This window comes from Pseudogemmobacter hezensis (genome assembly GCF_013155295.1).
Lineage (GTDB): Bacteria > Pseudomonadota > Alphaproteobacteria > Rhodobacterales > Rhodobacteraceae > Pseudogemmobacter > Pseudogemmobacter hezensis.
The window spans coordinates 1-12,495 of the sequence record NZ_JABJXT010000024.1 but is presented as its reverse complement, the minus strand read 5'-3'; the positions used below and the strand labels follow the sequence as shown (position 1 = coordinate 12,495).

At 59.4% G+C, this 12,495-nt stretch carries 12 protein-coding genes and 3 pseudogenes; 9 read left to right on the top strand and 6 right to left on the bottom strand.

The features are described from left to right. Nucleotides 1–4 precede the first annotated feature (4 nt). The 5 genes and pseudogenes from HOY34_RS18970 (at nucleotide 5) to HOY34_RS18950 (ending at nucleotide 4,485) form a co-directional block, all read left to right on the top strand. Nucleotides 5–1,699, top strand: coding sequence for a pilus assembly protein TadG-related protein (locus tag HOY34_RS18970; protein ID WP_172365772.1), 1,695 nt, complete (start codon nucleotides 5–7; stop codon nucleotides 1,697–1,699). 199 nt (nucleotides 1,700–1,898) lie between these two features. Then, nucleotides 1,899–2,441: a hypothetical protein gene (locus HOY34_RS18965; RefSeq protein ID WP_172365770.1), complete on the top strand. Its 543-nt coding sequence runs from the start codon at nucleotides 1,899–1,901 to the stop codon at nucleotides 2,439–2,441. Nucleotides 2,442–2,589: 148 nt separating this feature from the next. Beyond that, complete coding sequence (locus HOY34_RS18960) at nucleotides 2,590–2,841, top strand: hypothetical protein (protein ID WP_172365768.1); 252 nt, start codon at nucleotides 2,590–2,592, stop codon at nucleotides 2,839–2,841. 98 nt (nucleotides 2,842–2,939) lie between these two features. Continuing rightward, the gene (locus tag HOY34_RS18955; RefSeq protein WP_216654842.1) at nucleotides 2,940–3,551 is read left to right on the top strand and encodes a hypothetical protein; all 612 of its coding nucleotides are present in this window, start codon (nucleotides 2,940–2,942) and stop codon (nucleotides 3,549–3,551) included. Continuing rightward, nucleotides 3,497–4,485 (top strand): annotated as a pseudogene (locus HOY34_RS18950) (IS481 family transposase). Before HOY34_RS18955 ends, HOY34_RS18950 begins: the two are co-directional and overlap by 55 nt. Before the next feature lie 348 nt (nucleotides 4,486–4,833). Here the strand turns inward: HOY34_RS18950 and HOY34_RS18945 are convergent. Continuing rightward, nucleotides 4,834–4,989: a hypothetical protein gene (locus HOY34_RS18945; protein WP_172365766.1), complete on the bottom strand. Its 156-nt coding sequence runs from the start codon at nucleotides 4,987–4,989 to the stop codon at nucleotides 4,834–4,836. Next, nucleotides 4,986–5,288 (bottom strand): DUF1153 domain-containing protein, encoded by a 303-nt coding sequence (locus tag HOY34_RS18940; protein ID WP_253944549.1) that lies wholly within the window; start codon nucleotides 5,286–5,288, stop codon nucleotides 4,986–4,988. The genes HOY34_RS18945 and HOY34_RS18940 overlap by 4 nt, the downstream gene beginning before the upstream one ends. Before the next feature lie 61 nt (nucleotides 5,289–5,349). On the opposite strand from HOY34_RS18940, the pseudogene HOY34_RS18935 reads away from it, so the two are divergent. Next, nucleotides 5,350–5,430 (top strand): annotated as a pseudogene (locus tag HOY34_RS18935) (IS6 family transposase); the annotation flags it as partial. A gap of 80 nt (nucleotides 5,431–5,510) precedes the next feature. On the opposite strand, the gene HOY34_RS18930 reads toward HOY34_RS18935, so the two are convergent. The 4 genes from HOY34_RS18930 to HOY34_RS18915 form a co-directional block, all read right to left on the bottom strand. Beyond that, nucleotides 5,511–6,458: a sugar-binding transcriptional regulator gene (locus HOY34_RS18930; protein WP_172365762.1), complete on the bottom strand. Its 948-nt coding sequence runs from the start codon at nucleotides 6,456–6,458 to the stop codon at nucleotides 5,511–5,513. A 13-nt stretch (nucleotides 6,459–6,471) separates the two neighbouring features. Further along, a complete protein-coding gene (locus tag HOY34_RS18925) occupies nucleotides 6,472–8,145 on the bottom strand; it encodes an ABC transporter permease (protein ID WP_172365760.1) in 1,674 nt (557 codons plus the stop codon). Continuing rightward, nucleotides 8,142–9,230 carry an ABC transporter ATP-binding protein gene (locus HOY34_RS18920; RefSeq protein WP_172365758.1) on the bottom strand — a complete coding sequence of 363 codons (1,089 nt, stop codon included), beginning with the start codon at nucleotides 9,228–9,230 and terminating at the stop codon, nucleotides 8,142–8,144. The genes HOY34_RS18925 and HOY34_RS18920 overlap by 4 nt, the downstream gene beginning before the upstream one ends. 89 nt (nucleotides 9,231–9,319) lie before the next feature. Continuing rightward, nucleotides 9,320–10,324 (bottom strand): extracellular solute-binding protein, encoded by a 1,005-nt coding sequence (locus tag HOY34_RS18915; RefSeq protein ID WP_172365756.1) that lies wholly within the window; start codon nucleotides 10,322–10,324, stop codon nucleotides 9,320–9,322. A gap of 127 nt (nucleotides 10,325–10,451) precedes the next feature. Between HOY34_RS18915 and HOY34_RS18910 the strand changes: the two genes are divergently transcribed. From HOY34_RS18910 to HOY34_RS18900, 3 genes and pseudogenes are all read left to right on the top strand, one after another. Beyond that, complete coding sequence (locus tag HOY34_RS18910; protein ID WP_172365754.1) at nucleotides 10,452–11,219, top strand: inositol monophosphatase family protein; 768 nt, start codon at nucleotides 10,452–10,454, stop codon at nucleotides 11,217–11,219. Nucleotides 11,220–11,310: 91 nt separating this feature from the next. Then, nucleotides 11,311–11,394: pseudogene (locus tag HOY34_RS18905) on the top strand (IS6 family transposase); the annotation flags it as partial. A 553-nt stretch (nucleotides 11,395–11,947) separates the two neighbouring features. Further along, a complete protein-coding gene (locus HOY34_RS18900; protein WP_172365752.1) occupies nucleotides 11,948–12,277 on the top strand; it encodes a hypothetical protein in 330 nt (109 codons plus the stop codon). Nucleotides 12,278–12,495: the final 218 nt, after the last annotated feature.

The following is a 12,495-nucleotide window of genomic DNA, read 5'->3' as shown; positions in this document are numbered from 1 at the left end:
CTTGATGACAGCGCTGAAAAGTTTTATTATGGACGCTTCGGGCGCTCTTTCTGTTCTGTTCGTCATTCTGATGCCTCTCCTGATGCTGGTGGGGGGGGCGGCGACCGATGTTTCTCTGCTGAACGCACAGAAACGGTTTACCCAGTCTCAGGCTGACCTCGCGGCCCTCAGCGCGGCGCGCTATTTGCCGGATCCCGCAGCGACCCGCCAGGCTGCCCGTGACGTTGTTCTGCGCAACGGCAAATATGGCCAGATCACTCTTACCGATGCCAATGTCCGTATCGGGCGGTATGACAGGGATACCGGTATGTTCATTCCGGCGGCAAATCAGGCGCAGCCGGAATTTGCCAGTGCTGTCCAGGTGGTGGTTCCATCGCGCTTCCGGCCGTTCCTGCTGAAACCGGTTCTGAGCGATAAAAATATCGTCATAACGCGTGCGGCGGTTGGAGTTCAGCGTGGTATTGTTGCCTTTTCATTGCGCAACCGATTGCTATCCTTGCACACGGATCGCTCGATTCTCGGACGTGTGCTGGGACCACTGGGCCTGGGGCTCGATGCCGAAGTCCTAGGCTATATGGGCTTGGCCACCACGAAAATCAGTCTGAACAACCTGCTCGGCCTGATTGCCGGAACCGATGTCGGGCTTGATGTTCTCAGCTTTAACGACGTGCTCAACCTCCAGGTGGGGCGTCTCGACCTGCTTAACCATCTGGTGACGCTTGGTGGGCTTGCCGATATCGATATCCTTCCGACCGAGGTCGGGACGGGCCCCCTGACACTTGGTCAAATTGTCGGGGCGTCACCGGGGCTGCTGGGCCTGACCGCAGGGGATATCCTTCCTGATATCGAGCTGAATGTCTTTGATATCCTGATGGCAATGGCCGGGCTGGCCGCTGATCCGACAGAGCGGCTCAGTGTGGCGCTGCCGATCAATCTTTCACCGCTGGCTGACATCTCGATCTCTCTGGGTCTGATCCGCCCGCCGGTGATTGCGGTGGGCTATGTGGGGGATGATCCGCCCCCGATTGCCAAAGTCTCGCAGGTCACGGCGCTGGTGGATGCGAAGGTTCTTTCCCTGACATCCGTCACCGATTTGCTGACACTCAATCTTCAGGCCCAGATCGGGGCGGCAGAGGCCTGGCCGATCTCCCTCAACTGCGCCGCGCAGGACGGGAGCGACGTTCTTGCCACATTCGAGGCCCGGACTTCGCCCGTCGACATCGCGTTGCGTATTGGCGTTTTGTCACAGGCCCCGCAGGTGAATGCCATGGATATGGAAACGGTCAGTATTCTTGGCGGGACAAAGCAAGTCGTCGTGCGTTACGAGGATTTTCTTGCGAACAGACCGGTTGAGGTACCCAATCCGGTGACATTGTCCGGAGCGGTCAGGAGCCTTGCTACGCTTCTGACGAATCTGCGTAATGACATGCTTGCGCAGGCCGGGACCTGCGAAACTGGCCCGTGGTGGGAATGGCTGATCAATGTGATTGGCTGTGTTGTGAACACTGTTGTATCGACAGTTGTTGCAACGGTACTTTCTCTGCTCATCCCGGTGCTTGAGGGGCTTGGAGATCTCCTGGGCAGCCTGAGCTTACTGGATGGGCTGCTTCAGTCGGTACTGGACCTGTTGGGCATCGGGGTTGCGCAGGCCGATATCATTCTCGACAGCTACTCCTGCGGCTCCGCTCTCGCCCGCTAAGGGACCTGCTTCACTTTCAGGATTATTTGTCTGACCCCGCCTTGGCTGGGGCGGGGATATTTTGCTGTCGGCGCCCGGTGCCACATTGTTGACGCAATCCCGGATGGCACCGCCACATAAAAGACAAAAGGATATATAATACATACTTTAGATTTTAGATGATTCTAAAGAATCCAATCGAGGCCATAAGGAGAGGCATATGCTGAGACTGCATAGAAGCCATGAGGCAAGCCAGCGCGTCAACGAGCGCGCGATGATTGTGCGTGTCCCGCCTGCCCCGGAAGTTGAGCCTGTCGGCTCCTACAGCCTGAAAGCCACTTCTCTGGTCGATGCGCCGCTTTGCCCCAAGGGGCTCATCCTGATGTGCGGCCAGATGGGCTCATTGTCACGCGATCTTGGTGACTGGGCCGACCGGATGCGCGCGGTCGTGATGGTAGTTTCAGAAAACAGCATGACGCTCGATTGGCTGCGGGCATATGCGCCGAAGCTGGATTTTCTGCTGGTTGATTCCGACTATCTTGGTGACACCGAGTCGACCATTGATTTCTGTATGAAGGTGCGGCGAGCGACGCCAAGGTTGCCTATTGTGCTGGTTTCAAGCGAGATCCGGTCGCATGACTTTACTTGCGAGCGGATGATGGCCTGTGATGTCACGCTGAAACCCCCTCTACTGCATACCGCGCTGACCCTGGGTGTTCAGGCAGCTTACCAGAATAACGATTATTACCAAACCTCTCGCTGAGAAGTACAGGTCGCTGCGGTTCGGGAATGCCGATTATTCTTGTATCGACCGGGTGCATAAAGGATGCAATGTCTGGTATCGTGATTGTTATTGACCATTATGTATGTTGAATATATGCGATAGTATGTATTCTGGAAGGTGATGCACAATGAAATATAAGCTTGCGATGATCGGCTGCTTGGTTGTGTCAGGTTGCGTGTCCACTGCGCCCGCTGTAAAAGACGCCGAGCTGATCCGGATCTCCGTCGAAGCCCCGTCTAAGACGTCATTTGAACGGCTTGTGGCTGCAGCCCAGCCACATGCGGCGCAGGTCTGCGCGTCAAAACAACAGCAAGCCCAATGGGTTGTTGCGAAGGCAGTTTCTGCTACCAGAACGTCTTTGGCATTTACCTGCTGGTAACCGCGGAAAGGCAATCAAGCGTGTTGCTTTCCACCCAGAAGTGACCCATGTGATCCTCCCCCCGCGCGTCGATCGATGGGGGCAACTGAGTGATCAACATGGGGCTTTTGAACATTATCCGGAAGCTTCGGCTGCGGCATGGGCTTCCGATCCCTGAGATTGTCCGACGGGCTGGCATGTCTTGCAATACGGTCAAGAAGCACCTGAAGGCGGGAACGATCGAGCCGGCCTTCACCACGCCGGAACGGCCGAGCAAACTGGACCCCTTGGCCGACAAGCTGTCAGCCTTGCTGAAGACCGAGACGGGCAAATCACTTAAGCAGCGGCGGGCGCTGAAGCAGATGCATGCTGATCTCGTGACGCTCGGCTTCACCGGTTCCTATGGCTGGGTGGCCGCCTTTGCCCGTCAATGGCAGGCGGATCACCAGCGTGAGCAGCAGACGACAGGCCGCGGCACCTTCGTTTCGCTGTCTTTCCGCCTAGGTGAGGCATTCCAGAGGAGCACTATAACACGAAACGACCACATAGCGCATTGGGCTATCGCCACCGGCCCCGGAAGCCATCGTCCCGATGGACCAAAGGCTGATCATGCACCAACTTTCAACCGGGACCACTCAGGTGTGGCGGATCAGTTCGTCACGGCAGCGCCACGACCATGCACGCTGTCCGAGCAGCAATACAGCGATCGCAAGCTTCGCTCGCGCAGCTGAGCCGGGAGCTGGGGGTCAATCCGAAGACGGTGACGAAGTGGCGCAAGCGCGCGACGGTCGAGGACATGAAGACGGGGCCTTCTGAGCCTCGATCCACCGTGCTGACCGAGGCTGGGAGGCGATGGTCGCGGCATTTCGGCGCCATACGCTGCTGCCATTGGACGATTGCCTTTACGCTCTGCAGCCTTCGATCCCCCACCTGACGCGATCTGCGCTGCATCGCTGTCTGCAGCGACATGGCATCTCTCGCCTGCCTGATATGGAAGGCGACAAGCCGAAGCGGTCGAAGTTCAAACGCTACCCCACAGGGTTCTTCCACATCGACATCGCCGAGGTTCAAACCGCTGAAACCAAACTATATTTGTTCGTCGGCATTGACCGCACGAGCAAATTAGCCGTGACCCAACTCGTCGATAAAGCTGATAGGAAGGCAGCCTGGGAATTCCTTCAGCACATGCTCGAAGCCGTGCCCTATCAGGTCCATACTATTCTCGCGGATCGAGCCATTGGAACGCCATTGGTCCGAGAGACAATGGCGAGGGGCATTCAATTCGCAGAGCAGCCGCGGAACAGGAACACGATCTACTCCCGGCCGATGCGATTCGACATGATCTGCGAGGCCAATGGTATTGAGCACCGCCTGACTAAACCCAACCACCCTTGGACCAACGGCTAGGTCGAACGGATGAACCGCACGATCAAGGAAGCCACCGTCAAGCGCTTCCATTACGACAGTCATAACCAGCTCCGCATCCACTTGCGGGACTTCATGGCAGCCAACAATTTCGCACGCAGGCTCAAGATCCTCGGCGGCCTTACGCCTTACGAATACATCTGCAAGATCTGGACATCAGAGCCCGACAGATTCATCCTGAACCCGATCTACCAGATGCCGGGACTGAACACCTTATGTGTCTCAGGTCTGCTACATTAGCCCCATCGCGGCTCCCGGCCAGGAGCTGCGATGGGGTGGGATACAGCGCTGAACACCTTGTGGCCTGACCTCGATCGCTAGCAGGCTGATCCCGCCTCTCTTCACCGTATCGAACAGTTGACGGCGGCCCGTTTTGCGGGACCGCGAAGCATAAGGAAGAGAGAGTGATATGATACCAGCAGCAGCCGTGATCGGCATAGATGTTTCCCGCGATTGGCTCGACGGCTTTTGTGCGACGAGCGGGCGACGGCTCCGCCTGCCCAACACCACAGCAGGCCATGTGCAACTTCTCACGCAGCTTCAGGATTTGTTTCAGCCAGTGCGGGTTGGACTTGAGGCAACGGGCGGTCAGGAATGGGTGCTCTGGTCCACGCTCGTCGCGGCCGGGGTGGAGGCTGGCCGGTAATATACCGTCCGGCGTGGCACCCCAAACCAGGCGCAGAGCTTGGTCAGCGGCACCTTGATGTCCTCAGAGAGAAGGCCCTGCTGGATGCTCTGGATCATTTGTCGTCCGCATCGAGCAGGGCCTGATGTTTTTTTCCGGCACGCAGCTCCAGCATGGCCTCGCCATAGGCCTCTTGCAGGTCCGTCAGCTGCGTCTCGTATTGCTCACGAATGTCGAGCGGGTTCGCCCGTAGCGAATTCTCCATCCCCCGCTTCTCGTCATCGATCCAACCCTCGATCTCCGAGGGCGACAGGTCGAAGGACCGGCTGGCCTCCGCCACCGTGCTCTTGCCCTGAATGATCTCAATAACCAGGGCTGTTTTACGCTTCGCCGTCCAGCGTTTGATGCTGTCGTCCATGGTCACACTCATTGCTACGTTCTCCCTTGTAGAATGAGCAGAAATTCACTGGGTCAATACAACTGCGCACATGATCCGGAAAGGCCAGATCCCGGCCAACGGACAAACCGCTTTCCGGGTCTTTGCTCAGCTGGTAGCATAAATTCGCCCTGACGCCCGGAGAGGCGGATCATGTCCAGAATTTGCGACAGAACCGGCGGGTCTGGCAGGATGGCCAGGAGGTCAGGCGGCGCGGGCAGGGCCGGCCAGTACCGCTTCCGCCGTTGGCAGATCGGTGACCAACCGGTTAGCATAGCCGCCGCGCAGCGCCGCATCAATCGACAGAACCTTATCCGCCCCGCAGGAGACAAGCATGCTCATCTCGCGGCCGCGGATGGCCTGTGGCAGAAGGCCGATCAGCCGCGGATCCAGCGGCCCTTCGATATGTTCGCCATTGCGGTCGACGAAGCGACCCAGCACGATGCCGACCGCGCCGAGTTTGCGGTATTCCTCCAGCGCGGCGGGCGTTGCGATGCCACAAAGCACGATATGGCTTTGATCGTTGACCGAGCCGACAGCGAAGACAACCTTATTGATCTCGGTCAGCGCATCCAGCTGCCGGGTGATGAGCTCTTCCTGACGCAGCGCCGTGGCAAGTTCCGGCGTGGAGAGGATCGCCGGGGCATGAAGGTTGACCACCCGCCCTGAGAAGGCCGCCGCAATCCGCGCGGCGCAATTCGTGGTGTCAAAGCCATAGGGTGTCCGCATCGCGCCGACCAGCTGCAGGACCTTCAGGTCGGGGATTTCTTTGGGCACAAGATATTCCGCCAGCGTGCCCACCGTCTGCCCCCAGGCCACGCCCAGCCGGTCACCCGGGGCCAGCAGGTCCGGCAGCTGGCGGGCGGCAAGCTGGGCCACCCGCTCGATCGAGCCGGTGCGGCCCGGGGCAACCCAGACCTCTTTCAGCCCGTAATGGCTGCGCAGGGCCTCGGCGAGGGTGCGGGTGTCGAACCGCGCCGGATCCAGGCGCACCTCGACCAGCCCGGCCTCACGGGCCTGCTGCAGATACATCGCCACCGAACTGCGCGAGACCCCGAGCATGCCCGCGATCTCGTTTTGTGTGCGGTCCTCATAGTAGTAGGCCCATGCGGCCTCGACGATGATCTCTTCGGCATTGCGCTGCATGCTCATTCCCTACTCCTTCTCAGACCAGCGCCTCCTCGCTTTTGCCCATGAAGGTAAAGAGCAGCACCAATGGCAGGAAGGTAAGCACGATCAGCGTCATACCAAGGGCCGAAGCGGTTCCGAAATTGCCATTTGCCACTTCGTTGAAAATTTCGACGCTCATGGTGGTTGTGCGCCCTGATTGTAACACCAGTGTCGCAGAAAGTTCGCGGATGGTGTTCGACCAGGTCAGCAGCGCGCCGGACAGGATTGCCATCGACAAAAGCGGCACGGTGATCTTGAGGAAGGTCATGCCCGGCCCGGCGCCAAGATTGATCGAGGCCTCTTCGGTATCCTTCGAGAGCTGTTGCAGCGCCGAGACCGAAGAGCGCACCGAGAAGGGCAGGCGGCGGATGAAATAGGCCAGGATCAGGATCAGCGGTGTGCCGGTCAGGGCCAGCGGCGGGTTGTGGTAGGTGACAACCAGCCCCACCCCCAGCACGATCCCCGGCACGGCATAGGAAAACATCACCGCTGTGTCGAGCAGCGCCGAGATTTTCCCCGGACGGCGGGCGATGATATAGGCGATCATCGTGCCCATCACCGCGCACATCAGCGTGGCGATGGTAGTGAAGACCAGCGTGTTCTTCAGCGGGCCACCGGCCAGACGCCAGACCTTGTCAAAATTGTCGAAGGTGAACTCGGCGACCAGAACCGGCCCGTTCGATTTCAGGAAGGCCGAGATGATGATATTCACCATCGGCAGCAGCGCTAGCAGGATCAGCCCGTAGATGAAAAGCGAGGCCGCGATGCGTTTCACCGGGCGCGGGCTTTGCATCACAAGGGGGCGGATCGCCGCCGTCGCATAGGCATAGCGCCGCGCAAGCCAGCGCTGCAGCAAAAGCGCGCCGGTGGTCACGATCAGCAAAAGCACCGCCAGCGTCGAGGCCAGCACCGGGGCCCCTCCGAAATCATTGACGAATTCGCCATAGATCAGCACCGGCAGCACCCGGAACTTCTCGCCCAGGATGATCGGCGTGCCGAGATCGGTGAAGGCGGCGATGAAAACCAGCAGCGCCCCGGTGGTGATTGACGGCAGGAGAAGAGGCGCGATCACCGTGAAGAAGGTCCGCGCCTCGCCGGAGCCAAGGTTGCGCGCGGCATCCTCGACGCTTTGGTCGATGGATTTCAGCCCCGAAGAGACCAGCAGGAACACGAAGGGGAAATATTGTAGTGTAAAGACGAAGATGATCCCCGGCGCGCCATAGATCGAGGGCAGGCTGATGCCCCATTCGGCAAAGAACTGCGTCAGCACCCCCTTGCGCCCCAGAAGGATCACCCAGCTGTAGGACCCGATGAAGGGCGGCGAGACGAAGGTCAGCACCACCGCGGTTTTGATCAGGCTGCGCGCCCAGATGTTATAGCGCGAGACGATATAGGCGGCGGGAATCCCGATCACCAAAGCCAGCACCGTAGCCGAGATCGAGACGATGAAGGAATTGATGAGCGAGCGGTAGTAATAGGGCTCCGAGAAGAACATGACGTAATTCTCGAAGACACCGGCGCCGCCCTCTTTGCCCGCAAAGCTGAGGCTGACGATATTCCAGACCGGGACCAGCAGCAGAAAGACCGAACAGACCAACGCCAGCAGGGTGACGATGGGCCAGAAAGAGAGAAGCCCGCGCAGCCGGTTGTTTGTGACGGATGTGGTCATGCCTTCACCTCGCCCGCGTAAAGGGTGGTGGCGCCCGGCAGCGGGATCAGGCTGCGCGTCTCGCCGATTACCGGGATCTGGGTGCCATGTCGGCCCTGCAGGCTGACCGTGACCGGCTTGCCGGTCCCAAGATCAAAGAAGGCCTTGATAGTGCCACCAAGGAACTGCAGCTCGGTCAGCTTGCCCTGCAGCCCGCCGGTGCCGGCCGGTGCAAGGTCGATATCCTGCGGGCGGAGCGAAAGCGTCGCCTTTGTCCCCTGTGTCAGCTGCTGGCCCGTGGCTGCCCGCGCCTCGGTGCGCTCACCGGAGGGCAGCCGCGCGCTGGCCGTGCCATCCGCCGCCAGCGCCTCGATCTCCACCGGGATCAGATTGTTGTCGCCGATGAAACTGGCCACGAACAGGGTCTGAGGGTTGAGGTAGATATCGCCGGGGCGGGCGATCTGCTCGACATTGCCCATGCTCATGACCGCCACCCGGTCAGAGATCAGCAAGGCCTCTTCCTGATCGTGGGTGACATAGATGGTGGTAACACCGAATTGCTGCTGGATCGCCCGGATTTCGGACCGCAGATGCAGCCGCATTTCGGTATCGAGGTTCGAGAGCGGCTCGTCCATCAGCAGGACATCGGGCCGGATGGCCAGTGCCCGCGCCAGCACCACGCGCTGCTGCTGCCCGCCCGAAAGCTCGCGCGGCAGGCGGTGGGCCAGATGGTCCAGCCGCACCAGCTCCAGCATCTTGCGCACTTCGCGGTCGATATCGCCCTTCGCCTGTTTGCGCACCTTCAGCCCATAGGCGACATTCTCGGCCACCGTCAGATGCGGAAAGATCGCGTAGTTCTGGAACACCATGCCGGTATTGCGCTCATGCGCGGGGACAGTGTCGATGATCTTGCGGTCAAAGCGGATATGGCCACTGCTTTGCTGCAAAAAGCCCGCCACCATCCGCAGCAGGGTGGTCTTGCCGCAGCCGGATGAGCCAAGCAGGGTGAAGAACTCGCCCTGGCCGATCTCAATCGAGACATTGTTCACGGCGACCGAGCTGTCGAATTTCTTGGTGATCTGTTCGATGGATACGGATTTGGTCATCGGCGGCTCCGGCCTTGGGCTTTACGGAAGACATATCTCTCTGGCCCGCCCCCGAAAGGGGCGGGTCATATTTGTGTGAAAATAAGGGCTTACTGGGTGGCGAGGATGATCTTCTGCATGCGGGCCAGGGTATCGGCACGGTTTGCCGCGGCCCAATCCGCATCGTAATCAATGATCTTGATATCCTGCAGCGGCACCATCTTCTCATGCGCGGCCACGCCGATCCGGGTCGGGCGGCGGCCCGGGAAATTCACCACAAGATCCTTCTGCGCCTCTTCCGAGAGCAGGTAATCCGCAAAGAGTTTCGCCGCATTCGGATTTTGCGAACCCTTGACGATGAACATGCCCTCGGGCTGGGCCAGCGTGCCGTCCTCGGGGTAGATGATGTCCGCCTCATCGGCCAGAACATAGTTGAAGGCGGCCTCTTCATAGGTCACGCCAAGGGGGTATTCCCCGCGCCCGACCTGCTGGAAGACCAGCGAGGATTTCAGCACGATATTCTGGTTCTTGGTCATCTCTTCGACGACCTGCCAGCCCGTATCATCCCGGCCATAGATCATCAGCCAGGTGTTCAGCGCAGCCAGGGAAGAGCTGGATTTCGACGGATCGGCATGAACCACCAGCCCGTGCCATTTGGGATCGGCCAGATCCTTCCAGGTCTTGGGACGGTCTTCCGGCTTCACCATGTCGCGGTTGGCCATGATGACCATCAGCGAGGCAGCGAAGGGGGTGTTGTAGCCCTTCGCATCATGCATCGAGGGTTCGATACTGGCCAGTTCGGGCGACTGATAGGCCTCGAACAGATCCGGCATCGAACCGCCGGTATCCGAGAAACCCCCCCAGAGGATATCGGCCTCGGGGCGGCTTGCCTCGGCCTTGATACGGTTCAGCAACTCACCGGTGCCCGCTTTCACGGTCAGCACTTCGATGCTGTATTTCTTGCCGAAAGCCTCGGTGAAATGGTCAACCATCTCTGAGGGGTGCGACGCATAGACGACAAGTTTCCCTTCGTGATCCTGTGCCATGGACGCACCGGCCCCAAGGGCAAGAACGATTGCAGCACTGCTTGCCGCACGTTTGACGAATTTCAACATGAGCCCCTCCTCGGCCGTTGATGGAGTGCCGCGCCTCCCCGCGCCGCACATCCCCACTTGACCGATGCTATGCAGTCGCTGTCATATGTCAATAGGATTTGACATTTGACATACCTCCGGAGGCCCCATGTTTGACGCATTAGAGCAGATCACCCGCGCCGCAGGAGAACGTGCTTTGACCTATACCACCGGTCGGGGCTTTACGGTTGAGGCGAAGGGCCCGCTGGATCTGGTCACCGTTGCGGACCGTGATGTGGAGGCGTTTCTTCTGCAGGCCTTGTCCGAGGCCTTCCCCGAGGACGGCATCATCGGCGAAGAGGGAACTTCGCTGCGCCCCGGCGCCCGGCGGCAATGGATCATCGATCCGATTGACGGGACCTTCAATTTCGTTCGCGGCCTGCCGGATTGGGCGGTCTCGATAGGCCTGATCGAAGACGGGCAGCCCCGTGCAGGCGCGGTCTTCTGCCCGATCCGGAACCGCCTGCTGATCGGCGGCAGGGATGAAGGCGCGCGGGTAAACGAGTTAAAGCTGCCTCCGGCCGCTCCGCTCGATCGCGCGACAGGGCTGATCTCATTCGGCTTTGCCTCCACTACGCCCATCGCCCGCGAAACGGCTGTGATTGCCGGGGTTCTGGGGGATCTGCGGATGGGCTACCGCAATGGTGGCTCGACCGCGGTTGCGCTGATGCAGCTGGCCGAGGGTCAGATCGATGCGATGCTGGGCTTGGGCAATAAGGCCTGGGATGTCGCGGGCGGGATCGGTGCGGTTTCGGGGCTGGGATATCACGGAACCGTGGATTTCACGGCAGCCCCCCCTGGCGCGCCGATCGATTTCGTCTTCGGAAAGGCCGAGGTGGTGAAGGCCGCAGCCGGACTTCTTACCGCCGGGACCTAAGGGCTATGTGTTGGTACTGTTGCAAAATTTCGACTTTTTGCGCGCGCGTGATATGTCAGCGTTGTCAGTGAGTTGGAAAGAGGCGGTTGGCATGATCGAGTTCACGGGTGTGCATTATCCGAAGTCCGTGATCCTGCACGCGGTTTTCTTCAACCTCCGCTACAGCGTCTCCTACCCTGGTTGACCGCAGGCTGTTCGCCGGGCGTCAGTTCCTCAACAGCTTCGCGCTTGAGGGGTTGCAGGGGCAACCGGCGCTGATGGGTGCATATGAGGCCGCGCGAAACGCTCTGATCGCAAACGCGGCAGTCTGAGAGGATGCGTGAAGGCCCCGGCCTTGCGACCGAGGCCCTGGTTGGTGGAATTACTCCTCACGTCTGCCGTTGGAGCGCGACGAGATAGTCCCGGCTCTGAGAACGGCGGTGCGAAATTCGACCACGGAAGCGGCGGCATGAAGCGGCTGCGGGTGGCTAAAAGTCATCGAGTTGTCCCTTTCCGCGATAGCAGGGAGGGCGTGTAAAGCAAAACACTACGGGAAAGCCGTATAAGGCCGACAGCGGACGGGGCCTGGCTCACCCTATCAACCCGAAACGGCGGAGCGGAGTAGCGGCCAGTCAGTCAGCTATCAATTCCGAATGCCGGGGAATCCAAAATCATAAAATTTTCAGTCATGCCTTGAAGCCTGGCACCCAAAAATTATCGTGAAGGGAACAAGCCTCGGGGAGATTTGAATGAACAGATTTTTCGTAACATGTGAGAGCTGCCAACGTGGATATTCGGCAGTCTTCGTGAATGAACCAGATCAGGGCTACCGCTGTGCGACAATCCGCATCGGCATAACACTTCAGGGGCATTATGGATCCGAGATCGCAGACGGAACGCGATACCAGCTGAACGCGGGCTTCAAACTCCCTGAGGCCAGGCTCTGGTGCGATCTCTGCGTTGAGGATCTGCTCTCGACCGGTGCCATTTCCGAGGTTGTTGAGGAGGCAGTTGTTACAGATGACGACGATGCCGCGCAAGGTACGATCATTGCCTGCTTGCAGACAGATGCGCAGTAATTATCTATAAATCATAAAGTTATCTTACACGTGACCTGGTCATGAAGGTGCCCGCATGTCACATCAGCCATACCGATCCATGGTTTACATAGGCTTTGTTGCACTATCCGGCCGGCTCATGGATTCATGTTTGTGAGTCAGCGGGTTAGGTTGGCTCTATGAGCAAGCCGATCCCTCTTTTTCGCACAACGAACTGGTCGAGCTACAGCCGGGCCCTG

Coding starts and splice junctions, on each gene's coding strand:
- HOY34_RS18955 (WP_216654842.1), top strand. CDS start 2,940: ATGGGGCTTTTGAACATTATCCGGAAGCTTCGGCTGCGGCATGGGCTT.
- HOY34_RS18900 (WP_172365752.1), top strand. CDS start 11,948: ATGAACAGATTTTTCGTAACATGTGAGAGCTGCCAACGTGGATATTCG.
- HOY34_RS18910 (WP_172365754.1), top strand. CDS start 10,452: ATGTTTGACGCATTAGAGCAGATCACCCGCGCCGCAGGAGAACGTGCT.
- HOY34_RS18930 (WP_172365762.1), bottom strand. CDS start 6,458: ATGAGCATGCAGCGCAATGCCGAAGAGATCATCGTCGAGGCCGCATGG.
- HOY34_RS18940 (WP_253944549.1), bottom strand. CDS start 5,288: ATGGACGACAGCATCAAACGCTGGACGGCGAAGCGTAAAACAGCCCTG.
- HOY34_RS18960 (WP_172365768.1), top strand. CDS start 2,590: ATGAAATATAAGCTTGCGATGATCGGCTGCTTGGTTGTGTCAGGTTGC.
- HOY34_RS18965 (WP_172365770.1), top strand. CDS start 1,899: ATGCTGAGACTGCATAGAAGCCATGAGGCAAGCCAGCGCGTCAACGAG.
- HOY34_RS18970 (WP_172365772.1), top strand. CDS start 5: ATGACAGCGCTGAAAAGTTTTATTATGGACGCTTCGGGCGCTCTTTCT.
- HOY34_RS18945 (WP_172365766.1), bottom strand. CDS start 4,989: ATGATCCAGAGCATCCAGCAGGGCCTTCTCTCTGAGGACATCAAGGTG.
- HOY34_RS18925 (WP_172365760.1), bottom strand. CDS start 8,145: ATGACCACATCCGTCACAAACAACCGGCTGCGCGGGCTTCTCTCTTTC.
- HOY34_RS18915 (WP_172365756.1), bottom strand. CDS start 10,324: ATGTTGAAATTCGTCAAACGTGCGGCAAGCAGTGCTGCAATCGTTCTT.
- HOY34_RS18920 (WP_172365758.1), bottom strand. CDS start 9,230: ATGACCAAATCCGTATCCATCGAACAGATCACCAAGAAATTCGACAGC.